General features: G+C 73.3%; 22 protein-coding genes and 1 tRNA gene. 6 read left to right on the top strand and 17 right to left on the bottom strand.

What is annotated here, in order from left to right:
- The first annotated feature begins 120 nt into the window (after positions 1 to 120).
- Positions 121 to 192 (top strand) — tRNA-Val (locus tag ABT112_RS14495).
- A gap of 233 nt (positions 193 to 425) precedes the next feature.
- Here ABT112_RS14495 and ABT112_RS14500 read toward each other — a convergent pair.
- From ABT112_RS14500 to ABT112_RS14510, 3 genes are all read right to left on the bottom strand, one after another.
- Positions 426 to 719, bottom strand: coding sequence for a TFIIB-type zinc ribbon-containing protein (locus ABT112_RS14500; RefSeq protein WP_351509277.1), 294 nt, complete (start codon positions 717 to 719; stop codon positions 426 to 428).
- 67 nt (positions 720 to 786) lie between these two features.
- Positions 787 to 1,818 (bottom strand): phosphotransferase, encoded by a 1,032-nt coding sequence (locus ABT112_RS14505; RefSeq protein WP_351509279.1) that lies wholly within the window; start codon positions 1,816 to 1,818, stop codon positions 787 to 789.
- Positions 1,819 to 1,992: 174 nt separating this feature from the next.
- Complete coding sequence (locus ABT112_RS14510) at positions 1,993 to 3,345, bottom strand: NsdA family TPR-like regulatory protein (protein WP_351509281.1); 1,353 nt, start codon at positions 3,343 to 3,345, stop codon at positions 1,993 to 1,995.
- A 152-nt stretch (positions 3,346 to 3,497) separates the two neighbouring features.
- On the opposite strand from ABT112_RS14510, the gene ABT112_RS14515 reads away from it, so the two are divergent.
- Positions 3,498 to 3,929 (top strand): ATP-binding protein, encoded by a 432-nt coding sequence (locus ABT112_RS14515; protein ID WP_351509283.1) that lies wholly within the window; start codon positions 3,498 to 3,500, stop codon positions 3,927 to 3,929.
- A gap of 274 nt (positions 3,930 to 4,203) precedes the next feature.
- On the opposite strand, the gene ABT112_RS14520 is transcribed toward ABT112_RS14515, so the two are convergent.
- Complete coding sequence (locus ABT112_RS14520; RefSeq protein WP_351509285.1) at positions 4,204 to 4,410, bottom strand: hypothetical protein; 207 nt, start codon at positions 4,408 to 4,410, stop codon at positions 4,204 to 4,206.
- A gap of 878 nt (positions 4,411 to 5,288) precedes the next feature.
- On the opposite strand from ABT112_RS14520, the gene ABT112_RS14525 reads away from it, so the two are divergent.
- Complete coding sequence (locus ABT112_RS14525; protein WP_351509287.1) at positions 5,289 to 6,509, top strand: serine/threonine-protein kinase; 1,221 nt, start codon at positions 5,289 to 5,291, stop codon at positions 6,507 to 6,509.
- 199 nt (positions 6,510 to 6,708) lie between these two features.
- Here the strand turns inward: ABT112_RS14525 and ABT112_RS14530 are convergent, their stop codons facing one another.
- From ABT112_RS14530 to ABT112_RS14570, 9 genes are all read right to left on the bottom strand, one after another.
- Positions 6,709 to 7,527 (bottom strand): TrmH family RNA methyltransferase, encoded by an 819-nt coding sequence (locus tag ABT112_RS14530; RefSeq protein ID WP_351509289.1) that lies wholly within the window; start codon positions 7,525 to 7,527, stop codon positions 6,709 to 6,711.
- Positions 7,528 to 7,572: 45 nt separating this feature from the next.
- On the bottom strand, positions 7,573 to 8,799 hold the full coding sequence (gene cobA, locus ABT112_RS14535; RefSeq protein WP_351509291.1) for a uroporphyrinogen-III C-methyltransferase: 1,227 nt from the start codon (positions 8,797 to 8,799) through the stop codon (positions 7,573 to 7,575).
- A 187-nt stretch (positions 8,800 to 8,986) separates the two neighbouring features.
- Positions 8,987 to 13,081 carry a nicotinate-nucleotide--dimethylbenzimidazole phosphoribosyltransferase gene (gene cobT / locus ABT112_RS14540; RefSeq protein WP_351509293.1) on the bottom strand — a complete coding sequence of 1,365 codons (4,095 nt, stop codon included), beginning with the start codon at positions 13,079 to 13,081 and terminating at the stop codon, positions 8,987 to 8,989.
- Positions 13,082 to 13,352: 271 nt separating this feature from the next.
- A complete protein-coding gene (gene cbiE, locus ABT112_RS14545; RefSeq protein WP_351509295.1) occupies positions 13,353 to 14,591 on the bottom strand; it encodes a precorrin-6y C5,15-methyltransferase (decarboxylating) subunit CbiE in 1,239 nt (412 codons plus the stop codon).
- A gap of 183 nt (positions 14,592 to 14,774) precedes the next feature.
- Positions 14,775 to 15,434 (bottom strand): GNAT family N-acetyltransferase, encoded by a 660-nt coding sequence (locus tag ABT112_RS14550; RefSeq protein ID WP_351509297.1) that lies wholly within the window; start codon positions 15,432 to 15,434, stop codon positions 14,775 to 14,777.
- A gap of 454 nt (positions 15,435 to 15,888) precedes the next feature.
- Positions 15,889 to 16,719, bottom strand: coding sequence for a MetQ/NlpA family ABC transporter substrate-binding protein (locus tag ABT112_RS14555; protein WP_351509299.1), 831 nt, complete (start codon positions 16,717 to 16,719; stop codon positions 15,889 to 15,891).
- Between the two features lie 54 nt (positions 16,720 to 16,773).
- Positions 16,774 to 17,505, bottom strand: a complete 732-nt coding sequence (locus tag ABT112_RS14560; protein ID WP_351509301.1) for a methionine ABC transporter permease — start codon at positions 17,503 to 17,505, stop codon at positions 16,774 to 16,776.
- Entirely contained in the window at positions 17,502 to 18,563 is a 1,062-nt protein-coding gene (locus ABT112_RS14565; RefSeq protein ID WP_351509303.1) for a methionine ABC transporter ATP-binding protein, read from the bottom strand. The genes ABT112_RS14560 and ABT112_RS14565 overlap by 4 nt, the downstream gene beginning before the upstream one ends.
- A 403-nt stretch (positions 18,564 to 18,966) precedes the next feature.
- Positions 18,967 to 19,614, bottom strand: a complete 648-nt coding sequence (locus ABT112_RS14570) for an HAD-IA family hydrolase (protein ID WP_351509305.1) — start codon at positions 19,612 to 19,614, stop codon at positions 18,967 to 18,969.
- 133 nt (positions 19,615 to 19,747) lie between these two features.
- Between ABT112_RS14570 and ABT112_RS14575 the strand changes: the two genes are divergently transcribed.
- Positions 19,748 to 20,116 (top strand): hypothetical protein, encoded by a 369-nt coding sequence (locus tag ABT112_RS14575; RefSeq protein ID WP_351509308.1) that lies wholly within the window; start codon positions 19,748 to 19,750, stop codon positions 20,114 to 20,116.
- Positions 20,117 to 20,315: 199 nt separating this feature from the next.
- The gene (locus ABT112_RS14580) at positions 20,316 to 20,675 is read left to right on the top strand and encodes a hypothetical protein (RefSeq protein ID WP_351509380.1); all 360 of its coding nucleotides are present in this window, start codon (positions 20,316 to 20,318) and stop codon (positions 20,673 to 20,675) included.
- Positions 20,676 to 20,706: 31 nt separating this feature from the next.
- On the opposite strand, the gene ABT112_RS14585 is transcribed toward ABT112_RS14580, so the two are convergent.
- The 3 genes from ABT112_RS14585 to ABT112_RS14595 all read right to left on the bottom strand — a co-directional run bounded on the left by ABT112_RS14585 (position 20,707) and on the right by ABT112_RS14595 (position 23,293).
- Positions 20,707 to 21,243 (bottom strand): GNAT family N-acetyltransferase, encoded by a 537-nt coding sequence (locus tag ABT112_RS14585; protein WP_351509310.1) that lies wholly within the window; start codon positions 21,241 to 21,243, stop codon positions 20,707 to 20,709.
- Between the two features lie 121 nt (positions 21,244 to 21,364).
- A complete protein-coding gene (locus ABT112_RS14590) occupies positions 21,365 to 21,931 on the bottom strand; it encodes an RNA polymerase sigma factor (protein WP_351509312.1) in 567 nt (188 codons plus the stop codon).
- Positions 21,932 to 22,147: 216 nt separating this feature from the next.
- Positions 22,148 to 23,293 (bottom strand): glycerophosphodiester phosphodiesterase, encoded by a 1,146-nt coding sequence (locus ABT112_RS14595; protein WP_351509314.1) that lies wholly within the window; start codon positions 23,291 to 23,293, stop codon positions 22,148 to 22,150.
- Positions 23,294 to 23,546: 253 nt separating this feature from the next.
- On the opposite strand from ABT112_RS14595, the gene ABT112_RS14600 reads away from it, so the two are divergent.
- Positions 23,547 to 24,215, top strand: a complete 669-nt coding sequence (locus ABT112_RS14600) for a lysophospholipid acyltransferase family protein (protein WP_351509316.1) — start codon at positions 23,547 to 23,549, stop codon at positions 24,213 to 24,215.
- Positions 24,216 to 24,476: 261 nt separating this feature from the next.
- On the opposite strand, the gene ABT112_RS14605 is transcribed toward ABT112_RS14600, so the two are convergent.
- Positions 24,477 to 25,193 (bottom strand): GntR family transcriptional regulator, encoded by a 717-nt coding sequence (locus tag ABT112_RS14605; RefSeq protein ID WP_351509318.1) that lies wholly within the window; start codon positions 25,191 to 25,193, stop codon positions 24,477 to 24,479.
- Positions 25,194 to 25,260 lie beyond the last annotated feature (67 nt).

Raw genomic sequence — 25,260 nt, forward strand, 5'->3', positions numbered from 1 at the left:
CTCGCGCACGCAGTACTTGCACCACCGAGGACGATTAGCTCAGCGGGAGAGCGCTTCCCTGACACGGAAGAGGTCACTGGTTCAATCCCAGTATCGCGCACGCAGTACTTGCACCACCGAGGACGATTAGCTCAGCGGGAGAGCGCTTCCCTGACACGGAAGAGGTCACTGGTTCAATCCCAGTATCGTCCACGCATCACGCACAGAGGCCGAGGGCCGGAGCTTCGAGCTCCGGCCCTCGGCTGTTTGCCGTTGTCCCGGCCGCGATTCGTGAGGTGCGGCCGCGCGGGCTCCTGTGGTGCGCGGGCTCCTGTGGTGCGTGCGTTCTTGTGGTGCATGCGCTCCGGTGCGTACGGGACGTCCGGGGCCCGGCCTGGACACCCCGGGCGTGTCCAGGCCGTATCGGGCCCACCGGGACATGACGCTCAGGAGGAGAAGAGCATCCGGCCGAAGCTCTTGTGGCCGTGATGACCATGGTGACCGTGGTGGCCGTGATGCCCGTGGTGCGGAGCGCCCCAGGCCGGAGCGGCCGGGGCCGGGTACGCCTGCGGCGGCGCCGGCGGGGGCGGGGCCTGCTGCGCCCACTGCGACTCCAGCCGGGTCAGCGACTCCAGCTCGCCGTAGTCGAGGAATATCCCCCGGCAGCCGCTGCACTGCTCGATCTGGACACCGTTGCGGTTGTACGTGTGCATCGGCGCACGGCACTTGGGACACTGCATCGTCGTTCAGCTCCTCGCCAGTCCATCGGACGTCGCCGGAAGTCTGCCCGGCGACGGCGACTTCACCCTACGGTGCGCGGTCACGGTCTCCGCCGGGGAGCGCGAGGATCCGGGCGCAGGCGTCGACCAGGGCCTGTTCCACCTCGTCCGGGGCACGGCGCTCCGCCGCTGCCCTGACCAGCGCGAGCGCGGCGGACTGGACCGTCAGCGCGCGGGCGGGCACGTCGAGTTCCGGCCAGGGGTCGCCCTCGGTGCACACCGCGGGGCCGGCACCGGCGCGGTAGGCGGTGAGGAACCGCTGCCAGACGTCGGGGGCGAGCAGTCCGGTGGCGTACCAGGCCGCGGGGCGGGCAAGGTCCCAGGCCGGGTCGCCGAGCCCGAGGTCGTCCACGTCGATCAGCAGCCACGGGCCGTCCGGTGCGGGGTGCCTGACGAGCTGCCCGAGGTGCAGATCACCGTGACAGAGGAGCCCGGTCCGGGGTGAGGCGGTCCGGGGCGGTGCGGCCTCGGCTCGGAGCGGGGCCTCTTGGGGACGGTGCGGTGCGGCACCGGCTCGGAGCGGGGCTGTCGGGGACTGGGGAGGTGCGGCCTCGCCGCGGGCCCACGGCGGCAGTCCGGACGCAGCCCACAGCACGGTGGCGGCGGCCGTTCCGGGGGCGTCGGCCGCGCGCAGCCTGCGCAGGGCCCTGGCCACCTTCGCCGGGCCGCGCATCGGCGGTATCGGGCCGGGCAGTTCGGCCACCGGTACGGAGTGCAGTCGGGCGAGGAGGGCCGCGGCCTCCTCCCAGGGCGCGGCGTCGGGGTCGTCCGGCGCCACGGGCGCACCGAGTGGCCACAGGCTGGCCGGGCGGCCGTCCGCGTCCAGCAGCCGGCCGTCACCGAGGGGTGCCAGGAGGATCCCGGCGAGCAGCGGGTGGCGGGCGACAGCGATCCGGGCGGCGAGGTCATCCCGGTCGCTGTCGGGGGCGTGGGCCTTGGACACCACGGGGCCGACACGGACGACGGTGCCGTCGAGCCGGTCCGCGAGCACGACCGCCCGGCCGTCGCCCGAGGCTCCCCGTCCGAGCGCGGCCAGCCGGTCGGTCAGCGGCGTGCCCATGGTGTCCCCTTGCGCGATGCGGTCCGGGCCGTCCCGGTGCGGCCCGGGGCATCGTACGGCTCGCCCGGGGAGAGCTGCCGAGTCCGGTCCGCACTCCCTGGGCCGGATGCCCCCGCCCCTCCTGTACCGGTCATGCATGACCGGTACAGGAGGGCGCCTCCGCGTGCTCAGCGCCTACGCGGCGGCAACCAGCTCACGGGCCCGGTCATTGAAGTCCGCCACGAGTCGGTGCCGGCCGAACGGCTGCATGCGCCGCTGCAGGTCCTGCACCGCCTCGACACACCGCGACGACTTCACCTGTGCCGACAGCTTGAGCGTTCGGACGCCCGCGGAGTGCGCTGCCTCGAGGTCGCGCCGTTGCAGATGGGACACCGCAAGCGCCGCTTGCGACATCGCCCCACGACGGGCTCGCTTCTGCAGGGCCGCGTGACCGATGGACCGGCGGGCGTGTTTCTCGGCCGCCTCGGCGTCGCCCAGGTCGCGGAAGGTGTTCGCGTGCTCCCCATGCAGGTATGCCGGGTCGATGAATGCCGCCCAGTCCGGTTCGTCGGCGAGGTCGACCCGCTCGTACGCGCGCTCCGACTGGACGACGGCGTGCGCGGCCGCCGACTTGTCGCCGAGCAGCGCGAGCGCTCGCGCCTCCAGGCACCACAGGTCCGCCAGGCACGCCGCCGAGGTGGTCCGCGACAGACCCTGACGGCCGGCTTGTGCCAGCCTGCGCCCCTCGCCGGGGTTACCGAGCAGTGTGGCCTGATCGGCCATCCCGGCGAGCACGTGCGCGCCGAGCGCTGGGTTCCGCGACTCCTCGGCAAGGCGCAGCGACTGGATCAAGTAGCGCTGCGCGATGCTGTGCTCGCCGTTGTCGTAGGCCATCCAGCCCAGCAGATAAGTCTGTTCCCCTGCCGCCTCGCACAGGGCGCGCCGCACGTCCTCGCTGTGGGCACGGCGCAACAACGGATACACATGGGCGTTCATGTAGTCGGCGAGCAACAACCGACCCGATCCTCCGCCCTGGAAGATGTCCATCCGCTGGAAGGTCGTGAACATGTTCTTCACTGCGGACACGTCTTCGAGACGGACTCGCGGCCCCGGCTCCGGTTCTTGATCAAGCGTGTTCAGGAGCCAGTCCCGCGAGGGCCCGACCCCCGCGACGGCGGCAAACGGTGCGGCTGCAAGGAACTTTCGTCGGTCCACGTCAGCTCTCCCCAGGTCTGCGACGACTTCCACCGTAGTCGCGTATGAAGGGTTGTATCCGAGCGCGGCGTCGGCCGCCCCGATGTCACCGAGCCCGAGATCGTAGGTGGTGACCCGGAATCCGAAGTGGTCCGAGAACACGGCGGCGAGGATGTCCGGGAGCGGGGCACGAGGCGTCTCGCCGTTGAGCCAGCAGCGGATGCGCGTCGCATCCGGTGAGATGTGGGGCTGCCCCCACTGCACCGCTGTGGACTTCACACGCCGCGCCAGCTCCCCGCGGCTCATCCTCGACCGGACCAGCCACTGCGCGAGGCTGCCGTTCGGCTCCTTCATCCTCAGCTCCTCCCGTGACGAGGGGTAGTGGGAGCGACACCCTTCGACACCCCTTCCGACGGTACCCGCTGCTCTGTCAGAGGTGTTGCCTACTTCGAGGAACCATCCGGTCCCTGCAGCAGACCGCGACAGAGCATCCGTGAGGAAGGCGCATGACCGAACGACGGCGGGGCCCCGGTCCCATCAGCTCACTTCCAACGGACCCGCCACCGCAGGTCCTCTACGCCAGCGAACCGGCATCCGTCGGCCACGCCCGTGACTACGCGCGCGAGGTCGTCGAGCGCGCCTTACCCGGCATCGATCGCGAGTTCGTTCGCGACGTGCAACTCGTCGTGTCGGAGCTGGTCACCAACGCCGTCCGGTACGGAACCGAGCCGGACGACTTCCTGGCCCTGGTTGTCACCGTGACAGCCGGCCGGGTCCGCATCGAGGTGCACGACCCGGTCCGCAGGCGACCGCGCTTCAGGCCGGAGTCCGGGGAACGGCTGCGCGGACGCGGGATGGTCATCGTGGACCACCTCGCGAAGTGGGGCGTGGACGACCGTCCGTTCGGCAAGGTCGTCTGGGCAGAAATGAGCAGATGATCGGCCCGGCGCAGCCGGTGCCGGGCCGATCGCACGGACGGCCGATGGGCCTGGGTCCCCTATGTTCCCGTCCCGCTGCGGCAGGCCGGGCTCCGGTGTCGTGCCCCGACCTCATCTGTGACCTGTTCACGCAGGTCACAGGCCTCGGACGGCGCGATGCCCGGACGGCTCCCCAGCCGTCCGGGCATTCGTGCCGTCCGTCGCACCCCCGTCCCCACGGGGTTGTTGACCGGATGCCTTACCGGGCCGCTCTCCCGGGAAGACGGAGCGCGGTTCAGCGCCCCAGGGCTCCGGCCACGGACGACGCCTGAGTGACGACGGCCTCCCAGCCGCCGAAGGTGACCGCCAGGAGCAGCGCGAGGGGCAGCACCATGGCCGCGGCGACCAGGGGGTGACGCGTGCCGGAGCTGCGGACGCCGATGGTGGCGACCGCCTTGAGTCCCCGCGACCGGCCGATGGTCCGTCCTGCCGTGTCCGCCATTGCCCCCGCCTCCTGATGGTCTGTGGGGCGGCGGGCGTCTGACCTCGGGGGACGAGTGCTCCGCCCGCCGCTTGTGATCAACATTAGGGCCGCATCGGCTCGGGGTCGTCATGCCCTCGTACTGATTGCCGGGCATCCCGGAGGATGACGGTCAACCCGCCGGGATACTCCGCAGGGTGGAGATCCGCCCTCCCGCGTAAGGGTTCTCCCGGCCGGATCCGGTGTCCGTGCGGGTCCCGCACCGGGCGTTCGGTGTGCTTCCGCCGGGCACTCTCCGGCCCGGCACCGGCGCCTCTCCCGACCGTACCGGGAGGGCCGTCGGCGCGAGCGGGAAGGGGGCGGGCCCGACGGTGTGCGGCCCGTCCCGCCCCCGCCGGGACCAGGAGGCCGTTCGGGTACAGGGCCGGAGCCGCCCGCCTCCCGGAGGGGTGGACAGGGGGTGACATCGCTCACGCGCCCCCTCCCCCGGCCGCGACGCGCCCCGGCTGCCGCGGGCGCGTCGGTGGAGCCGTGCGCCGCCGCTCCGGCGGCCGACTCGGGCCCCGGGCGCCGCCCGGCATGGGGCCTTCACCGTCTCAACTGGCCTGCCACAAAAGGAAGTTGATCTTCCGTGCAGCCCCGGCGGGGGCGGGCCGGGCCGCGTCCCGACGGCTCGTTCGGGATTCCTGTCCGGTACTGACACTCCGTCTGACGACGCATGCGCGGCCTATGAGCACACCGGGCCGTCAATCCGTAAGCTGTGCCACGTCAGACGGATGGGCAGCGGAGTGGGGCCTCCCCACCGGAGGTAGGGGTGGGGCATCCCCACCAGAGGTAGGGGTGGGGTATCTCCACCGGAGGTAGGCGTGGGGCATCCCCACCGGAGGTAGGGGACGGACATGGCGATGATGCGGCTCCGGCGCGAGGACCCGCGTGTCGTCGGCTCGTTCAGGCTGCACCGGCGGCTGGGTGCCGGCGGGATGGGCGTGGTGTACCTGGGCTCGGACCGGCGCGGTCAGCGGGTGGCGCTGAAGGTGATCCGGCCGGACCTGGCGGAGGATCAGGAGTTCCGGTCTCGGTTCGCCCGTGAGGTCTCGGCGGCCCGGCGCATCCGCGGCGGCTGCACCGCCCGGCTCGTGGCGGCCGACCTGGACGCCGACCGGCCCTGGTTCGCCACCCAGTACGTACCGGGCCCTTCGCTGCACGACAAGGTCGGCGAGGACGGTCCGCTCTCCGCCGCCCGGACCGCGTCCATCGGCGCCGCGCTGTCGGAGGGGCTGGTGGCGGTGCACGAGGCGGGAGTTGTCCACCGCGACCTCAAGCCGTCGAACATCCTGCTCTCCCCCAAGGGCCCCCGCATCATCGACTTCGGTATCGCCTGGGCGACCGGAGCCAGCACGCTCACCCATGTGGGCACCGCCGTCGGCTCCCCCGGATTCCTCGCCCCGGAGCAGGTGCGGGGCGCGGCCGTCACCCCGGCGACCGATGTCTTCGCGCTGGGCGCGACGCTCGCCTACTGCGCGACCGCGGATTCGCCGTTCGGACAGGGCAGTTCGGAAGTGATGCTCTACCGGGTGGTGCACGAGGAGCCGCAGCTGCACGGTGTGCCCGACGCGCTGGCGCCGCTGATCCAGGCGTGCCTGGCGAAGAACCCGGAGGAGCGGCCGACCACGCTGCAGCTGTCGATGCGGCTCAAGGAGATCGCGACGCGCGAGGCCCACGGCCGGGAGCCGGACCGGTCGCCGGTGGCCCTCGCCGACGACTACCCGCGGCAGCGCGCGGAGCGGCGCCCGGCGGTGGGGCAGGCGTCCCGCGACCGCTCCACGCGCCCCTTGCCGCCAGGGACCGGACCGCACTCCGGGCCGCACTCGGGACCGCACTCCGGGCGGCGTACGCCGCCGCCGCGCAACGGGACGCGCCCCACCGGCCGGCGGCCCGCGCGCCCCACCCGGCCGGGACGCCGTCCCGGCCCGGACCGGCGGCTGCTGCGGCAGCGGCTCATCGTGTTCGTCACGGTGACCCTGCTGGTGGCGCTGGGCATCGCGGCGGCGCAGGGGTGCCAGGGCCCGGCGCGGAGTCTGGGGCTGATCGACCGGCCGGGGCAGAGCACCCTGCGCTGATCCGGGTGCGGTTGCGCGGTGCCTGCCGCCACGGCCGCCGATGCTGCCGACGCGTGCCGGCAGCGGCCCCGGTCGCGGCCCGTGCGGCGCCCGCCGGGGTCGGCCCCGCTCGGTCGGTTCCCTCCGGGAGGCTGCCGCCACCGCGATCGACCACGGCGTCCGGTCGGCCGGGGACACCGGGGCCGTCCCCGAAGCCGTCTCAGTCCCGCGGCCGGCCGGTGGCGACGGCGTAGAACGCGACGGCGGCCGCGGCCCCCACATTGAGGGAGTCGACGCCGTGGGCCATCGGGATCCGGACCCATTCGTCCGCGGCGACCAGTGCCTGGGTGGACAGCCCGTCGCCCTCGGCGCCCAGCATCAGGGCCACCCGGTCCAGCCGGTGCGGAGCGGCCTCGTCGATGGCGGAGGCCTTCGGGTCCGGGGTCAGGGCGAGCAGGGAGTACCCGGCCTCGCGCACCGACTCCAGGCCGCGCGGCCAGTTCTCCAGCCGGGCGTAGGGGACGGAGAAGACGGCGCCCATCGAGACCTTGACCGACCGCCGGTAGAGCGGATCGGCGCAGTCCGGGGAGAGGAGCACCGCGTCCATCCCCAGCGCGGCGGCGCTGCGGAATATGGCCCCGATGTTGGTGTGGTCATTGACGGATTCCAGCACGACGACCCGGCGGGCCGCGGCCAGCAGTTCGTCGGCGGTGGGCAGCGGCTTGCGCTGCATGGAGGCCAGCGCGCCGCGGTGCACGTGGTAGCCCGTGACCTGTTCGGCGAGTTCGGGGCTGACCGCGTAGACGGGCGCCGGGACCTCGTCGATCACATCCCGCATCACGTCGACCCACTTGGCCGACAGCAGCATGGAGCGCATCTCGTACCCGGCGTGGCGTGCGCGCCGGATCACCTTCTCGCCCTCCGCGATGAACAGGCCTTCCGCGGGCTCCCGCTTCCGCCGGAGTTCGACGTCCGTCAGGCCCGTGTAGTCGCGCAGCCGGGGATCGCCCGGGTCGTCGACCGTGATGAGATCAGCCACAGGGTGATCCTGCCTTGTCCCGACCGCGGTGCCAACGGTGGGGGGTCACGCGCGCCCGGCCGGGCCGACGCCGACGACGTCGCCCACGACCACGACGGCCGGCGGCCGGATGCCCTCGGCCCGCACCTTCGCGGCGACATCGGCCAGGGTGCCGTCCACCCGCCGCTGGGCGGCCGTGGTGCCCTCCTGGATGACGGCGACCGGGGTGTCCGCGGGCCGGCCGTGCGCGACGAGCGCGGCGGCGATGGGCTCGATGCGTTCGACGGCCATCAGCAGTACCAGGGTGCCCCGCAGCCGGGCGAGGGCCTGCCAGTCGACGAGCGAGCGCGGGTCGTCCGGGGCGACGTGTCCGCTGGCCACGGTGAACTCATGGGCCACCCCGCGGTGCGTGACCGGGATCCCGGCGGCGGCGGGCACGCTGATGGAACTGGAGATGCCCGGCACGACGGTGCACGGGATCCCGGCTTCCGCCAGCGCCTCGGCCTCCTCCATGCCGCGGCCGAAGACGAACGGGTCCCCGCCCTTCAGCCGGACGACGGCCTTCCCCGCCTTGGCGTGCTCGATGAGCGCGTTGTTGATGGCCTCCTGGGCCATGAACCGGCCGTACGGGATCTTCGCCGCGTCGATCACCTCGACGTGCGGCGGGAGTTCGTCGAGCAGGTCCCGCGGGCCCAGCCGGTCGGCGATCACCACGTCCGCCTCGGCGAGCAGCCGCCGGCCGCGCACGGTGATGAGGTCCGGGTCGCCGGGGCCGCCGCCGACGAGGGCGACGCCGGAGGCGTGGGCCCGGTGGTGCGGGGCGGCGAGCGTGCCGTCGCGCAGGCCCTCGACCACGGCGTCGCGCACCGCGGCGGACCGGCGCGGGTCGCGGCCGGTGAGCACCGCGACGGTCACGCCCTCGCTGCGGCCGGTGGCCGGGGTCCACGCCGTGGCGGCCTCGGCGTCGTCGCTGCGGACGCACCAGATGCGGCGGTCCTCCGCCTCGGCGGAGGCCGTCGCGTTGGCCTCGGGGTCGTCGGTGGTGATCACCACGTACCAGGCCTCCGCGAGGTCGCCCTCGCGGTAGCGCCGCCGCTCCCAGCGCAGCTCGCCGGCCTCGGCCATCGCCTCCACCGACGGGGTGGCGGACGGCGAGACCAACAGCACGTCCGCTCCGGCGGCGAGCAGTCCCGGCAGCCGCCGCTGGGCCACCTCGCCGGCGCCGAGCACGACGACGCGGCGTCCGGCGAGACGCAGTCCGACTGGGTAGGCGGTGGCGGCGTTCTCGGTCATGGCGGTGGGGCTCCTCATGCGGGGAGAAGGGAGTGGTGCCGCTGCGACCCTGGAGCGGCGGAAAGGGGTGCCCTGCTGCGGACACCCTACGGGGCGACTCCGCCCGCGGCACAGGAGATCATCGCAGGCCCGGGGCCCGCGACGGCGGCGGGGGCGGCCCGGTGGCCGCTCCCCGCCGCCGGTGCGGCTACGCCTTCTCCGTGACGCCGGCCGCGTCGAAGGTCGCCACCTCGTGCATCGCCCGCGCGGCGCTCTGCACCAGGGGCAGCGCCAGCAGCGCGCCCGTGCCCTCGCCCAGCCGCAGGTCGAGATCGACCAGCGGCCGCAGACCGAGCTTGGTCAGCGCCGCGACATGGCCCGGCTCGGCGCTGCGGTGGCCGGCGATGCAGGCCGCCAGCACCTCCGGTGCGATGGCCCGGGCCACCAGGGCCGCGGCGCCCGCGCTGACGCCGTCCAGGATGACGGGCGTGCGCAGGGAGGCGGCGCCCAGCAGCAGGCCGACGATCGCCGCGTGCTCCAGGCCGCCGATCGCGGCCAGCACACCGACCGGGTCGGACGGGTCCGGCTGGTGGAGTTCCAGGGCCCGCCGGACGACGTCGACCTTCCGGGCGTGCGTCTCGTCGTTGATGCCGGTGCCCCGGCCGGTGGCCTCGGCGGCGTCCACGCCGGTGTAGACGGAGATGAGCGCGGCGGAGACGGTGGTGTTCGCGATGCCCATCTCGCCGGTCAGCAGGGCCTTGTTGCCGGCCGCGACCAGGTCACGGGCGGTCTCGATGCCGACCTCCATGGCGCGCAGCACGTCCTCGCGGGACAGCGCCGGCCCGGCGGTGAAGTCGTCCGTACCGGCCCGCACCTTGCGCGGCAGCAGCCCCGGGGTCTTCGGCAGCTCGCCGGCGACGCCGACGTCCACCACGCACACCTCGGCCCCCACCTGGTTCGCGAAGGCGTTGCAGACGGCGCCTCCGCCCAGGAAGTTGGCGACCATCTGCGCGGTGACCTCCTGCGGCCACGGGGTGACGCCCTGGGCGTGCACTCCGTGGTCGCCGGCGAAGATCGCCACGGCCGCGGGCTCCGGAATCGGCGGCGGGCACTGCCGGGACAGGCCGCTGAGCTGCGCGGAGATGATCTCCAGCATGCCCAGCGCGCCCGCGGGCTTGGTCATCCGCTTCTGCCGCTCCCACGCCTCGCCCAGGGCCTTGGCGTCCAGCGGACGGATGCCCTGGAGCGTCTCGGCGAGCAGGTCGTGCGGGTCCTCGCCGGGGAGGGCGCGGCGGCCGTACGTCTCCTCGTGGACGACCCAGGACAGCGGGCGGCGCTTGGACCAGCCCGCCTGGAGCAGTTCGGGCTCGTCGGGGAACTCGTCGACGTAGCCGACGCACAGGTAGGCGACGACCTCCAGGTGCTCCGGGAGGCCGAGCGTCCGGACCATCTCCCGCTCGTCGAAGAAGCTCACCCAGCCCACGCCCAGACCCTCGGCGCGTGCCGCGAGCCAGAGGTTCTCCACGGCGAGCGCGGAGGAGTAGGGGGCCATCTGGGGCTGCGTGTGGCGGCCCAGGGTGTGGCGGCCGCCGCGGGTCGGGTCCGCGGTGACGACGATGTTGACCGGGGTCTCGAGGATCGCCTCGATCTTCAGTTCCTTGAACTGCTTCGCCCGCCCCTTGGGGAGGGACTTCGCATAGGCCTCCCGCTGACGGACGGCCAGTTCGTGCATGGCCTGCCGGGTCTCGGCGGACCGGATGACCACGAAGTCCCAGGGCTGGGAGTGTCCGACGCTGGGCGCGGTGTGCGCGGCTTCGAGGACGCGCAGCAGCACGTCGTGCGGGACCGGGTCGGTGCGGAATCCGTTGCGGATGTCGCGGCGCTCGCGCATGACCCGGAGCACGGCCTCGCGCTCGGCCTCGTCGTATCCGGCCGCGGCGGTTCCGGGCATGACGGCGAGGTCGTCCGCGGCTTCCGGGTCGTCGCCGGATCCCTCGGTCGCGCTCTCCGGCTCCGGCTCCGCGGCGTCCGGGGCCGGTTCCGCGGCGTCCGGTTCCGTGGAGGCCGCGCCCGATGCGTCGGAGTCCGGCGCCGGGTCCGCGTCGTTCACGGGCGTTCCGGCGTCTTCGGCGAGCGTTCCGGTGTCGTCCGCGAGCGTCCCGGCGTCGTCGGCCGGTCCGGCGTCGTCCGCGGCCGGGGCGTCGGTGGACTGGTCAGCGGCCGGTTCGGCGGTCGGTTCGGCTGCCTGGGCCGGGTCCGCCGGGGTCTGTTCCGTGAGCTGCTCCTCCTGGGCCGCGGCAGCGGCCGGTGTCCCGGAATCCGGCACCGCGGCAGCGGCCGGTTCCGCGTCGGAATCCGGCACCGCGGCGGGGTCCGGGACCGTCTCGGCGGCGGTCTGATCGGTCTCGGCCTCAGCGATAGGGGCCTGCTCGATCTCGGCCTCAGCGATGGGGGCCTGCTCGGGCTCGGCGCCCGGCGCTTCGGTCCCGCCGGCAGCCTCCGCACCGGCCGCGGCTGCGGCCTCCGGCGAGGCGCCCGCCGTGGCGTCCGCACCGGCCTCGGCCGTCTCCGGCTCCACCGCGTCCGCGGCGTCGGCGCCCGTTGCGGCGTCCGCCTCGGCTCCGGCCTCGGCCTCGGGTGCGGGGTTCGCCGTGGGTGCGGGGTCGGTCCCGGGGGCCGACTGCGGCCGGACGAGCGCGTCGGCCAGCACGAATCCCTGTCCGGCCGTTCCCTCTCCGGCCGTTCCCTGTCCGGCCGTGGGCACGGCGTCGGCGGCGGCGGCCTCGGACGCCCGGTCCTCGGGCGTCGCCTCCGTCGCCGGCGCGCCGTCGGGCTGCACGTCGGCATCGCCCTCGCCCACGGGCTTCTGAGGGGTCGCTGCGGCGTCCGGGGCCGTCGCCCCGTCGTCGCCCCCGGTCGTCGCACCTTCCGGAGCGTTCTCCTCCGCGCCCTCGGACGGCACGGCTGCCTCAGCACCGGCGGCTGCGGCCTGCGGGTCGTCGGAGCCCCCCGGGCCTGCCGGGTCCGCGGACTCGGCGCCGGGCCGCCCCGCCTCCGGGGCCTCGGCCGGGCTCTCCGCGGCGGGATCGGCCGCGCCCGGAGCGGGCTGCGCGCCGGACGGCGCGGGGCCCGCGGCGGGCTCGGCGCCGGGAGTTGCCGACACGTCGGGCGCCGGAACGGTCCCGGGCGCCGCCAGGGCCTCGGCCGCCGTCGGGAGTTCCGCCCCGGGGCCGGGCTCCCCGGCCGCGGGGGACGGACCGGCCGCGTCCACCGGGGTCCCGGCGGGCGGGGTGGCCGTACCCGGCTGCGCCTCCGCCGTCGCGGCGGCCTGCGCCGCGGCGGCCTGCGGGGAGTCCGCCGCGGGCCCCTCCCAGGGCGTGTGCTGCGACGGGATCTCGCCCAGCTGCGGGCCGGGCAGTGACGCCGCGGGCTGCTCCGCGTAGAGCGGTACGGAGGGAGCGTCCTCGCGCGGGACGTCCAGGTACTCCGGCCCGACCGTGGCCGGTCCGGCCGTGCGCGGCGCCGGCGCACCGGCCGGTCCGCGGTCGGCGAGGGAGCGGACGACCCCGCCGGAGGTCTCGGGGACCGGAGGCCCCATGTGGAGCGGCCGCCGGGAGGGCGTGGCCGGCGCCGTCGGGGCGGCGGAGGAGGAGGCGGAAGGGGCGGACTGCGGGGTGGCCGGGTGCGGGATCCGCACCGAGCCGTAGTCGACCGATCCGGTGTCGCGGCCACCGGACTCGTGCGTACCGGACCGGTCCGCCGCGGCCTCCGCGTGCTGCCCCGACAGGCCGTGCGCCCCGGGCTGCGGGGGGATTCCGGACGGATGTATCGCGGGGTCGTACCCGCCCTGGTCCGGCATCCCGGCACCGTGGTGGGGCTGGTGCGGCTGCGTCTGGTGCGGCAGGTGCACCTGCGGCGGGAGCTGTCCGGCGAAGGACGGGTCACCGTGCTGCGCGGGGTCCGCGTAGACCGAGTGCTCGGTCTGCACGGAGTGTTCGGCCTGCATGGAATGCCCGGTCTGCCCAGGATGAGGGGTGTGGACGCCGTAGTCCGGGGCGCCTGGGTACGGGACCTGGGGCGGCTGGTCGCTCCAGGCGCCCTGCGCCCCGGGCATCAGCAGTTCATCGTCCCCGGCACCGGTGCGGCCGGGGTAGGCGTACGCGTCGGGGCCCGGCATGGGACCCGGCTGTTCCGACGGGCCGGCACCCGCGGGGGCGGAGGGAGTCGCGTACTGCGGCATCTCCTGCTGTCCGCCTGCGTTCTCCGGCAGTCCCTCGCCCGGGACCTGGCCGGTGTCAGTCATGCGTACCCCTCGCCCATTGGTAGTGATCCTTCCCACCGCTCGTCCGGCGCGCCCGACCACGGCGCGGCGACCGCCCGTAGGGACAACGAGCGTATGCGCAGCGCGGCACGTCGCGCGTCCCCCGATCGTCGTACCCGCTCACCTCAAACCGGGGGTTTTTTCGGGACATTGGCGAACGAAGCGCCGAACGCCGCGCGGCAGTACAACGGTCCGCCAGCCTACCCCGCGCGGGCAGGTCCACAGGTCAGGGGGCGAATGCCGGACGACCGGCTCAGAGCCGGGGAATGCGGTGGCCGCACAGCAGGAAGGCGACCGCGCGCTCCCGTTCGGACCACGCCGAGGGGCCCGACGTGTCCAACTCCACAGACTGGATCAGGGCGCATTCCACCGCGTATCCCGCATCGGAGAGCGCACGGCCGATGGCCTCGGCGGCGTCCCGGGTCGGGGCGTGGGCGACGATCCGTTCCGGCCGCCGTGCGGCGCAGGCCGCGACGACGGGTGCTCCCCCGCCGCCGACCCGGACGACGTCCGGCTCGGGGAGGTCCTCCAGGATCTGCGGTGCCACGCCGTGCACGAGCTCGAGCTGGACGCCGAAGCGGCGGGCCACGGCGGCGGTGCGGCCGCAGGCGTCGGGGTCCCGGTCGACGGCGATGACGGCGGCGCCGAGGCGGGCGGTCTCGACGGCGGCGGCGCCGCAGCCGGACCCGATGTCCCACACCAGATCGCCGACACGGGGCCCGAGCCGGGCCAGTTGAGCGGCCCTGAGCTGCGGGGACTCCCCTTCGCCCAGTTCGACGGAGCCGTAGTCATAGGAGGGCAGGGCCCAGCCGCGCACGGCGGGCGGGGGCACCGGGTCCCGTCCGGCTATCCAGCCGCCGCCCTGGGTGGCCGCGCCGGGCACGAGCCGGGAGCCGCCGATGGAGATGACGACGTTGGGGTCGCGCCAGGTGTGGTCGGGGACCTTGTCGGAGGTGAGGACGGTGACCTGTTCCCGGTCGGTGCCGAGTTCCTCGCAGATGACGAAGGTGCGGTGCACCCGGCCGAGCAGCAGGGCGAGTTCGGCGGGGCCCGCGCCGGGTGAGGTGAGGACGGCGACCTTGGTGTGGGCCCGGCAGACATTGACCGCGCGGCGCAGGTCCCGGCCGTGGGCGACGACCACCTGGGCGTCGTCCCAGGGCATGCCGGCCCGCGCGAAGGCGGCGGCCACGGAGGAGACGGCGGGGACGACCTCGACCTCGAGCCCGTACTCGGGTGCGCGCAGGGTGCGGACGACGCCGAAGAAGCCGGGGTCCCCGTCGGCGAGGACGACCGCGCTGCCCCGGTGGCCGGCGATCCGGCGGGCCGCGAGGCCGACGCTGCCCAGCCGGATGCGTTCGGCCGTGGGCGGCACTTCCGGCAGCGCCAGGTGGTGCGCGGCTCCGGCCACCAGCGTGGCCGCGCCGAGCGCGGAGCGGGCAGCGGTGGTCAGCGGCGAGCCGTCCCATCCGATCACCGTGACCCGGTCGGACATCGTCGTCAGTCTCCTGGGAGGTCTCAGGTGGTGCCCGCGGGTGTGCGAGCGGGGCACCCGGGGTGCGGGGGTTCGCCCCGGGGCTGCACAGTACCGGGCAGGTCCAGGCCTGTGCGCTGCGGGTGTGCGGCTCGACGCGCGGGGGCGGACCCGCCGGCGGAGCCGCCGTCCGGGTCCGGGCTCTCAGCTCCAGTCGGGGTACGCGGGGTAGCCGCCGGTGTCCGTCAAGGCGCCCGAGAGGTCTTCCAGGTCCTCCGGCAGGAGGCTCCACACGATCAGGTCGGTGCGCATGTCCGTCCAGCTGCCGTTCGCGCCGTTTTCCACCTTGCTGCGGCATATCCCCGCATTGCGCAGGACGCCCTCGCTGATGCAGCCGATCCTCTGGGCGACCTGCTGGGAGGCGGTGTTGTCGGCGGCGGTGCGCAGTTCCATCCGCTCGAACTTCTGGTCCCGGAACAGCCAGAGCGCGACGGCCTGCATCGACTCGCAGGCGTACCCCTCGCCGCGCGCCCAGGGGGCGGTGATGTAGCCGGCCTCGGTGGACAGGCAGTGCCAGTCGGTGTTCCGCAGGTTCACGGTGCCGACGAGCCGCTGGGTGAGGAACTCGGTGACGGCGAAGACGACACCGCGGCCCTCGGTGCGCTGGGCGGGGGCGAGGCGGGTGGCCCAGTCGCGGGCGTCGGCGGCGGTGTACGGCTGGGGGACGGGCGTCCAGGCGGTCACCAGTTCGTCGCTCATCATGTCCGTGAGCGCGGGAACGTCCGCTTCCTCGAACGGGCGCAGCACCAGCCGTTCGGTACTGATGGTGATGTCCGGGAAGGTGGATGTCATGCGCCGCTCCATAGCCAGGGACCTGCCAGAAAGCCCAGCATGCAGCATCGGCCTGCGAAAACGCAGCCTGGGGGGTCATCTCGCAGGGTGGGAACGGGAGATGACGGAGTGCCGGGAGCGGCCGAAGGCGATGGTCCCGCGCCCCGCGCGGGGGTGCGGAACCATCGCCTCACCGTTCGAACGCCCGCCGCGGCCGGGGGCCGGGGCGCGGTGTCCGTATCCGGCCCGACGCCCCGGCGTCACCTCGGTGTTCGGGAACGACCGGACGTTCCGGTTCGGCCGGGTGCCGTCCGGCGCCGACAACCCTGCGGCGCCGGACCGGGCACGCGGCATCCGGTCCCGGCAGTCCTCCGGGACCTGGTGCGGAGAACGGGCGGGACCGGGTACGGAGAACCGGCGGGGCCGGGTGCGGAATCCGTGAGGGACGCCGGCACCCGGCCCCGGCGGGGTGCGGTCGGACGGGGGATCAGAACGACGCGGTGACGGAGCCGTTGTACTTGTCCTCGATGAACTTCTTGACCTCGGGGCTGGTGAGGAGCTTGGCGAGCTTCTTCACTCGCGGGTCCTTCTCGTTGCCCTTCTTCACGGCCAGGAAGTTGCCGTAGGGGTTGTTCTTGGGCGACTCCAGGACCAGCGCGTCCTTCGACGGCTTGAGCTTCGCGTCGATGGCGTAGTTGCCGTTGATCACCGAGGCGTCGACATCGTCGAGGGAGCGGGGCAGCTGGGCGGCCTCCAGCTCCTTGAACTTCAGCTTCTTGGGGTTCTTCGCGATGTCCTGCGGGGTGGCCTCGTTGCCGACGCCCTTCTTGAGCTCGATGATGCCGCGCTCGTCCAGCAGCTTCAGCGCGCGGGCCTCGTTGACGGTGTCGTTGGGTATGGCGACGGTGGCGCCGCTCCGCAGGCCGTCGGCCTTCTTCACCTTGTGCGAGTAGAGGCCCAGGGGCTCCAGGTGCACGGTGACGACGGGCACGATGGTGGTGCCCTTCTTCTTGTTGAAGTCGTCGAGGTAGGGCTGGTTCTGGAAGTAGTTGGCGTCGACCGAGCCGTCCTGGGTGGCGGTGTTCGGCGTCACGTAGTCGGTGAAGGGCTGCACCTCGAGCTCGAGGTTCGCCTTCTTCGCCAGGTGGGTCTTGACGTAGTCCAGGATCTCCGCGTGGGGGACCTGGCTCGCGGCGACCTTGAGCGGGGCGTTCGCGTCGGCCTTGGCGGAGCCGGATCCGGTTCCGCAGGCGGAGAGCCCCAGGGTGAGGGCTCCCGCGGCGAGGACGGACGTTGCGATCTTGGCAGTGTTACGCACGAAAAGTGCCTTTCTCCATGGGTGGTACGCCCTGCTGGGGGTGGTGCAGGGAGATCAGGGGTTGATGGTCGTCGCGCCCGGCGCGGGCCGGCTGAGGATCCGCCACCGGGTGCCCGCCGAGACCGACCGGCCGCGCTTGGACAGACGGCGGGCGGCCAGGTCACCGGTCAGCTGGACCGCGGTCACGATCACGACCAGGACGCCGACGGTGATGAGCATCAGGTCCGTCTCGAACCGCTGGTAGCCGTAGCGGATGGCCACGTCGCCCAGGCCGCCGGCGCCGACGGCCCCGGCCATCGCCGAGTAGCCGATGAGGGCGATGACAGTGGTGGTGAGCCCGGCGACAACGGAGGGCAGCGACTCCGGCAGCAGGGCCTTGCGGACGACGGTCCAGGTGCTGCCGCCCATCGCCTGGACGGCCTCGACCAGCCCGTGGTCGACCTCGCGCACGGAGGTCTCGACGAGCCGCGCGAAGAACGGGATCGCGCCGACGGCGAGGGAGACGATCGCCGCCTCCGGGCCGATGGTGGTGCCGACGATCGAGCGGGTGAAGGGGATCAGCGCGACCATGAGGATGATGAACGGCAGCGAGCGGCCGATGTTCACGACCACGCCGACGACCTTGTTCACCACGATGTTCTGCAGCAGTCCGCCGCGGTCGGTCAGGACCAGCAGTACGCCGAGCGGCAGTCCGCCGACGACCGCGAGCAGGGTGGACCAGCCGACCATGTAGAGGGTGTCCCAACAGGCCTGCGACAGCAGGGGCTGCATCTCCGACCAGGTCACTTGGCGCCCTCCTTGGCGAGCTCGACGGCGGCCTCGGGGCCGGCGACGTCCACTTGCAGTCCGTGTTCGCGCAGGAAGCCGATCGGGACGACGTTCTCCTCGAAGCGTCCGGGCAGTTCGATGCGCATCCGGCCCACCTGCCGGCCGCCGACGGTGTCCATGGCGGCGCCGAGGATGGAGATGTCGATGTTGTAGGTGCGCGAGAGCTGGGAGATCACCGGCTGGGTGGCGGCCTCGCCGTGGAAGGTGAGGTCGACGACCGTACGGTCCGGGCCGGAGGCCTCACCGCCGACGGGGAACAGCTCGTCCGCCAGCTCGGAGCCGGGGGTGGCGAGGATGTCGGAGACGGTGCCCGACTCCACGATCCGGCCGCCCTTCATCAGCGCGGCGGAGTCGCAGACCGACTTGATCACGTCCATCTCGTGCGTGATGAGCAGCACGGTGAGGCCGAGCTGCCGGTTGAGGTCGCGCAGGAGCTGCAGGATCGAGCGGGTGGTCTCGGGGTCGAGCGCCGAGGTGGCCTCGTCGGAGAGCAGCACCTTCGGGTCGCCGGCCAGTGCGCGGGCGATGCCGACGCGCTGCTTCTGGCCGCCGGAGAGCTGCGCCGGGTAGGCCTTGGCCTTCTCGGCGAGGCCGACCAGGTCGAGCAGTTCCAGGGCCTTGCGCGACCGCTCCCGCCCGGAGACCCCGAGGATCTCCAGCGGCAGTTCCACGTTGTCCTGCACGGTGCGTGAGGACAGCAGGTTGAAGTGCTGGAAGACCATGCCGATGTGGCTGCGCGCCTGGCGCAGTGCGGCGCCCGCGCGGCTGCCGCCGGGGAGGATCCCGGGGCCGCGGCCGGTGAGGGCGGTGAGGTCCTGGCCGTCCACGGTGACCGTGCCGGAGCTGGGGCGCTCCAGCAGGTTCACACAGCGGATGAGGGTGGACTTGCCGGCGCCGCTCTGGCCCACGACGCCGTACACCTCGCCCTCGCGGACGTGCAGGTCGACGCCGTCCAGGGCGGTGACCTCACGGCCTCGTGAGCGGTAGACCTTGGTCAGGCCCGTTGTGGTGATCACAGGGGATTTCCATTGCTTCGAGTGCGCGGCGGGATCGCCGCCGGGCACGGGGGCATTCGTCTCGGGGCGCGCCACGGTGCGGGGGGTGGTCCGGACGGGCCGGAGGGAACGTGACGCGGGAGGGCGCGGTCCGCAGCGTCAGTGCGTGCGGAGCAGCGGGGCTCTCTCCTGCCGGATCGGGCAGGGGGAAGCGGTCTCGCTTCGGGGCGCGAGGCTCAGGCGGGGGCCCTCAGCGGTCACACATTCGACACAGGCAACGAGCACCGGGCGTCGTCATCGCCTCGGTCGCAGGGGTGCGGCAGCTCGTCGTGGTCATGCGGGCCAGTAAAGCAGACACGTATACGGGCCGATCAAATGCGTCCACATAGCGGACGCATTTGATCACCCTTTGAAAAGCCGCAGCTCAGAGGCGTGCAGAGAGCTCGATTCCGGTGTCCGTGGGACGTGCGGAGACCGCCGAGAGGTCGGTGACGAGCGTGTCCGCGCGCAGTTCCGCGGGCTCGTGGGTGGTGGCCAGCGCCACGGTGTGCATCCCGGCGGCGCGGCCCGCGGCCAGCCCGGCCGGAGCGTCCTCGAAGACGACGCAGCGCTCCGGAGCGGCGCCCAGCTTCTCGGCGGCGAGCAGGAACGGCTCCGGGTCAGGCTTCCCGCGGGTGATGTCGTCGGCGGCGACGAGCAGCGGCGGACGGATCCCGGCCTCGGCCAGCCGCGCCTCGGCGAGCCGGCGGGTGGCGGAGGTGACGACGGCCCAGCCGCCGTCGGGCAGCGAGGAGAGCAGGTCCCGGGTGCCGGGCAGGATCACGACGCCGCCGCGCGCGTCCTCGACCTCCAGCTGCTCGATCCGGGCCAGGGCCCCGGGGATCCGCTCCGCGGGCAGCAGATCGGCGATGATCTCGGCCGCGGGACGGCCGTGCAGCGGAATCCGGGCGAACTCCTCGGCGGATATGCCGTGCTCCCGTGCCCAGCGGGTCCAGCACCGCAGCACCGACTCCATCGAGGAGATCAGGGTTCCGTCCATGTCGAACAGCAGCGCGTCAGCGGAGATCTTCATGAGGCGGGAGCCTACGTTCCGGTTCCGGGGGCGCGCGCAGCCGGGCGTTTCGGGCGCATTAGAGTCGTCCCATGCTTGTCAACCGCTTGACCGCGCGCGCCCGGGGGCCGCGCACCTCCACGGTGAGGTACCGGTGATCGACGCGCTGACGATCGCGGTCGGTGCGACCGCGCTCGCCCTCGCCGCGTGGTGCGGATTCGCCTTCCACCGTGACCAGCCGACCAAGGACTGGCACTTCATCGGCATGGCCGTGGTGACGCTGCTCGTCGTCGTCCAGCTCGCCGTCGGTCTCGTCCGGTTGGCGGGCGGGGAGAAGCCGCACGACGGCACCGCCATGTTCGTCGCGTACCTGCTGGGCGCGGCCGCCGCCGTGCCCGCGGCCGGATTCCTCTCGCTGTCCGAACGGACCCGGTGGGGGTCGGCGACGGTGTCGGCCGGTGCCCTGGTCCTGGCCGTGCTCGAGGTGCGGCTGTTCGACATCTGGGGAGGATCGGGTGCCTGAGCCCGCCGCGTCACACGAGTCCGCCGCGGCGCCGGAGTCCGCCGCCGCACGCGAGTCCGCCGCCTCCCGGGAGCCCGCCGCGGCGCCGGAGTCCGCGACCGCGCGGGAGTCCGTCGTCGGTCCCCGCCGCCCGGCGGACAGCACGCCGGAGCCGGCCACCGGGGCCCGCGCCGGACGCCTCGGTGAGGGACCCGGCCGGCTGCTGGTGCTGCTCTACGGGGTCTTCACGGTGGGCGCCACGTCCCGTTCCGTGGTCCAGATGCTCATGAAGTTCGACGAGGCGCCGCTGGCATACGTGCTCTCGGCCGTCGCCGCGCTGGTCTACGCGTTCATCCTGGTCTCGCTGGTCCGGGGCGGCGAACGGGCCCGCCGGCTGGCGATGGTGTGCTGTGCCGCCGAACTGGCCGGCGTCCTCACCGTGGGCACCTGGACCCTGGCCGAGCCGTCCGCCTTCCCGGACGCCACCGTCTGGTCCGACTACGGCATGGGCTATCTCTTCCTGCCGCTGGTGCTGCCGGTGACCGGACTGCTCTGGCTGCGCCGGGCCCGCCGGGCGTGACCGCCCGACGGGCCCGTGCCCGGAGGAACGCTCAGGCGCCGGCCACGAGGTCCGGCACCCCGTCCCTCTCCGGGGTGACCGTCTTCTCCGGGGTGACCGTCTTCTCCAGGGTGACCATGCTCAGCTTCCGGGAGATCTGCTCGGTGGAGACGGGCTCGTAGCCGCAGCGGCGGTAGAGCCGCAGATTCCCCTCGCTGCGGTGTCCGGTGAGGAGCCGGTACCGCTTGGCCGCCGGCTCCCCGGACAGCCGCTGCTCGATCGCCCGGAGCAGCCGTCCGCCCAGACCGTGGCGCTGCATCCGCGGATGCACGATCAGATGGGCGATGCCCGCCGTGCCGTCCCCGTCGACGGTGCCGCGCACCGAGCCGACGACCTCCTCGCCGAGCCGGGCCACGAGCACGCAGCCCCGGCCCAGTTCGGCGCGCAGGGCGTCCAGGGACTGGGTCAGGGGTTCGAGGGTGTAGTCGCCGTAGAGTGCCGCCTCGCTCTGGTAGCAGAGGTACTGGAGCTTGAGAATCTGCTCGGCGTCGTGCTCGGTCGCCGCAGAGATGGTCACGCTCATGCCCATGTGCGCATGCCTCCCCTAGTCGGTCCGTCCGGGCGCGAGGAGGGTGGTTGGCCGCGCCCGGGCCGTGGGCCCTTCCGTGGAGCCGCCGTGGGGTGCACGCCGCCTCCGTGGCGCCGGTCGGCTAACGCTCCTTTCCCCGAAGTTCGGGAGCCGCAACCTCCGCCAGGAGCATTCTGCGCAAACATCCAAGGCATCGGGAACGCGTCGGCCCCAAACTCCCTTGTGAGATACCCAACTCGCCTGCGACTTCGCGGTACGTGGGGTCTTTCGGCGACAACATCGCAGTCAGCAGCCCCGGGCAGCGCCCGGGGAGCCGGGCCACGGCCGTACGCACCGCCCGGCACGTCTCGGCCACCAGCACCCGGTCCTCGACCCCGGGGGACGGGTCCGGCGCCCGGTCCACGGCGGGCCCGCCGGTGCCGGCAGCCCGGTGTCCGGCGGGAGCGGCCGCCCCGTACGGCACCTCGTGCAGCGCCCGTCGCCGGGCGAGCCGTCCCTCGGTGCGCACGGCGGCCCGCAGCCAGGCGGCCGGAGAGGCCGGCGGCCCGGCCTGCCGGCTGCGCTCCAGCAGCCGCAGCCAGACGCTCTGTTCGAGATCCGCCGGCTCGACTCCGGTGCCGTACGCCTCGGCCGCGGCCTCGGCGGCGAGCAGCGGGCGCAGGGCGGTGAGCAGATCGCTGGATGTCATACCGGGCGGGACATCCGGGGCGTGTGCGCCGGTTTCACCGCGCGGACCGGCTCACCCGTCCGTGTCAGTCCGGGGTAGCACGCGGGGCTTCCGGCGGACGGTCGCGTTCCGGCGAGGGCAGCCGTTCCGGGAGAGGCCGGAGGACGGCGCACCGCCACCGGGCGCCCCGGGACCGTGCGGTCCGCGGGGGCCCGGTGGCGGTGCGTGCCCCTCGGGTCAGCTCTTGCCGAGGAAGGCGTCCCGGGCGAGCAGCGCCGTGTCGCAGTTGTCGGAGAAGATGCCGTCGATGCCGGTCTCGAAGTACCGCTTGAACGCCCCGAAGGCGTCACCGTAGGCGTTGGGATCCGTGCCGCGCCGGAAGTCGGCGGGCAGGAAGCTGTTCTCGTTGCGCATGGTGTACGGGTGCAGCAGCAGCCCGGCCGCGTGCGCGTCCTTGACCAGCGTCGTCTCCTTGCCGAGGTTGCCCTTGGCGTCCTGAGGAATGATCAGGTTCAGCCAGGGTCCGATGCCGTCGGTGAAGCCGGCCATCCACTTCAGGCCCTCGGGCTTGACCAGGTCGGCGACGGTGCGGGGGTCGCCCGCCTCGACGAAGTCGTACGGCCGGGTGTCCGCGGCGTCCAGCAGCACGATGCTCGGGGTGGACACCATCTTGCGCAGCCGCTGGATGCTGCTCGGCTCGAAGGACTGCAGGAAGGTCGGCGAGTCCTTGCGGTGCCGGCCGTGCGCCCGGAGCAGCTTGACCAGGCGCTCCTCCAGACCGAGGCCCAGCTTCCGGAAGTAGGTGGGGTGCTTGGTCTCGACATAGAGCCACACCGGCCGGCCGCGGCGCCGGCCCTGCTCGTCGGCCCAGCGGAGGACCTCCTGGAAGGTCGGCACGGCCCAGCGGCCGTCGTAGAGGGTGTTGTGCTGTCGCGTCTTGGGGATGCGCTCCTTGGCGCGCAGGGTCTTCAGCTCGGCGAGGGTGAAGTCCTCGGTGAACCACCCGGTCAGGCTCTTGCCGTCGACCTTCTTGGTCGCCTTGCGTGAGGCGAACTCGGGGTGGTCGGCGACATCCGTGGTGGCGGTGATGTCGTTCTCGTGCCGGCAGACGAGGTGCCCGTCCTTGGTGGGCACCAGGTCCTGCTCGATGATGTCCGCCCCCATGTCCAGCGCGAGCTGGTACGAGCCGAGGGTGTGCTCCGGTCGGTAACCGCTGGCGCCCCGGTGGCCGATGACCGTGGGCACCGGGAGACCGCGGACGCCGCGGTCCGCCGCCCGTCCGTCGGCCGCGGCGGTCCCGGCCCCGCCGAGAACGGCCGCTCCCGCGCCGAGGGCCGCGACCCCCAGGAGGGCGCGCCGCCCCGGCTGCATCTCCTGCTGCATGAGCACTCCTCGATGTGATCGGCTGCGATCAAGTCCATTCGGAAAAACTTCGGATGATCGTATGCGGCACCGCACTTCGCAGGGGAGACACCCCGCAGAACGCGGGAGTAACAGACATCAACACCACGTATCAGTCGGGTGAACCCGACGTGCGATCGTGGTTGACCCGCGAGTATCGTCCTCACCTGCGCACTCGTACGGTGGACTGGTTCCCCCTGGGTGCACCAGCCGACCACCACGACCGGAGGGCCCGTTGTCCCGCATCATGCTCAAGGCGTTTCTCGGATTGCTCATGCGCGTCCTGTTCCGCCCGAAGGTCGAGGGCATGGAGCACATCCCGGAGTCGGGTCCGGTGATCCTGGCCGGCAACCACGTCACCTTCATCGACTCCATGTTCCTGGCCCTCACCGTGAAGCGGCAGGTCTTCTTCATCGGCAAGGACGAGTACGTCAAGGGCAAGGGCGTCAAGGGCCGGCTGATGGCGTGGTTCTTCACCACCTCCGGCATGATCCCGGTCGACCGGGACGGCGGGCGCGGCGGTGTCGCGGCGCTGATGACCGGCCGCCGGGTGCTGGAGGAGGGCAAGGTCTTCGGTATCTACCCGGAGGGCACCCGCTCCCCCGACGGCCGCCTCTACCGCGGCCGGACGGGCGTCTCCCGGCTGGCGCTGATGACCGGTGCCCCGGTGGTCCCGTTCGCGATGATCGGCATGGACAAGGTGCAGCCCGGCGGCAAGGGCCTGCCCCGGATCAGCCCGGTGACCGTCCGTTTCGGCGAGCCGCTGGACTTCGCCCGCTACGACGGCATGGACCGCGACCGCTATGTGCTGCGGGCGGTGACCGACGAGGTGATGAGCGAGGTCATGCGACTGTCGGGCCAGGAGTACGTGGACATCTACGCCACCAAGGCGAAGGCCGCGTAGCTTCGTAGCTCGTAGCTTCCGCGCGCGGCGGCCGGAGCGCCGACGGCCCGTCAGGGCCCGCCCGGACTCCGCGCCGCGGTCCCGGCCGCGGCACCGCGGACACCTGAGAGGCCCCCGCCCGAGGCGGGGGCCTCGTCGTATACGGGCCCGCGTCGCCGCGTCGTGCACCGGGCCGCGTCGTGCACCGGACCGGGCCCACACCTCGCCGCCCGGCCACATCGCGGGCCGCCGGCCCGGCTCTGCGGCGGGTCGGCCGCTCCCCTACTCCTCGGCGCCCTTGCGGGTGCCGGCGATGCGCTGCGCGTAGTGCTGCACGATCTGGGTCTCCGCGTCCTGCAGATACGCGGCCAGCAGCTGCTCCGCCTTGACCGGGTTGCCGGTGCGGAGGGCGCCGAGGATCTGCCGGTTGCGTGCCAGGTACGGCTCGTGGAAGCTGCGCTTGTTGTCCATCATGTGGAAGACCAGGCGCAGTTCGGCCAGGATGCCCTGCATCAGCTCGTCGGTGCGCGGGCTGTTGGCGAGGGCCACCAGGTCGCGGTGGAAGTGGATGTTGGCGGTGCCCAGGTCGAGCCAGGAACCGGCCTCGGCGGCCCGCTCCCCCTCGGCGACGGCGGCCTCGGCCGCCTTGAGCTGGTACGGCGGGGCGCCCAGATTCCGGATCACCGCGCACTCCACGAGCGTGCGCACCCGGAAGATGTCGACGACTTCCTTGACCGCCGGGATCCGGACGAAGACACCCCGGTTGAGTTCGTGGGTGAGCAGCCGCTCGTGGGTGAGCAGCCGGAACGCCTCGCGGAGGGTGTTCCGGGAGATGCCGAGGGCTCCGCCGATGGCCTCCTCGGAGAGCTTGCTGCCCGGTGGCAGAAAACCTTCGGCGATCCGCGTCCGCAGGATGTCCGCCACGCGTTCGGCGGTGCTGGTGCGGCCCAGCAGGGCACGGTCACCGGCGAGCGCCGCCGGATCGACCTCGGTTCCCACGGTCTGTTCCTCTCGGAGAGGGCCCAATCGTCACCGGTGCGGTCCACACCGCTCCGCTGCGCATTCT

It is taken from the genome of Streptomyces sp. NPDC002055, from assembly GCF_040296705.1.
Taxonomy (GTDB): Bacteria; Actinomycetota; Actinomycetes; order Streptomycetales; family Streptomycetaceae; genus Streptomyces.

Coding starts and splice junctions, on each gene's coding strand:
- ABT112_RS14595 (WP_351509314.1), bottom strand. CDS start 23,293: ATGCAGCAGGAGATGCAGCCGGGGCGGCGCGCCCTCCTGGGGGTCGCG.
- cobA (WP_351509291.1), bottom strand. CDS start 8,799: ATGACCGAGAACGCCGCCACCGCCTACCCAGTCGGACTGCGTCTCGCC.
- cbiE (WP_351509295.1), bottom strand. CDS start 14,591: ATGTCCGACCGGGTCACGGTGATCGGATGGGACGGCTCGCCGCTGACC.
- cobT (WP_351509293.1), bottom strand. CDS start 13,081: ATGACTGACACCGGCCAGGTCCCGGGCGAGGGACTGCCGGAGAACGCA.
- ABT112_RS14510 (WP_351509281.1), bottom strand. CDS start 3,345: ATGAAGGAGCCGAACGGCAGCCTCGCGCAGTGGCTGGTCCGGTCGAGG.
- ABT112_RS14585 (WP_351509310.1), bottom strand. CDS start 21,243: ATGGGCATGAGCGTGACCATCTCTGCGGCGACCGAGCACGACGCCGAG.
- ABT112_RS14590 (WP_351509312.1), bottom strand. CDS start 21,931: ATGACATCCAGCGATCTGCTCACCGCCCTGCGCCCGCTGCTCGCCGCC.
- ABT112_RS14520 (WP_351509285.1), bottom strand. CDS start 4,410: ATGGCGGACACGGCAGGACGGACCATCGGCCGGTCGCGGGGACTCAAG.
- ABT112_RS14505 (WP_351509279.1), bottom strand. CDS start 1,818: ATGGGCACGCCGCTGACCGACCGGCTGGCCGCGCTCGGACGGGGAGCC.
- ABT112_RS14550 (WP_351509297.1), bottom strand. CDS start 15,434: ATGGAGCGGCGCATGACATCCACCTTCCCGGACATCACCATCAGTACC.
- ABT112_RS14570 (WP_351509305.1), bottom strand. CDS start 19,614: ATGAAGATCTCCGCTGACGCGCTGCTGTTCGACATGGACGGAACCCTG.
- ABT112_RS14515 (WP_351509283.1), top strand. CDS start 3,498: ATGACCGAACGACGGCGGGGCCCCGGTCCCATCAGCTCACTTCCAACG.
- ABT112_RS14525 (WP_351509287.1), top strand. CDS start 5,289: ATGGCGATGATGCGGCTCCGGCGCGAGGACCCGCGTGTCGTCGGCTCG.
- ABT112_RS14500 (WP_351509277.1), bottom strand. CDS start 719: ATGCAGTGTCCCAAGTGCCGTGCGCCGATGCACACGTACAACCGCAAC.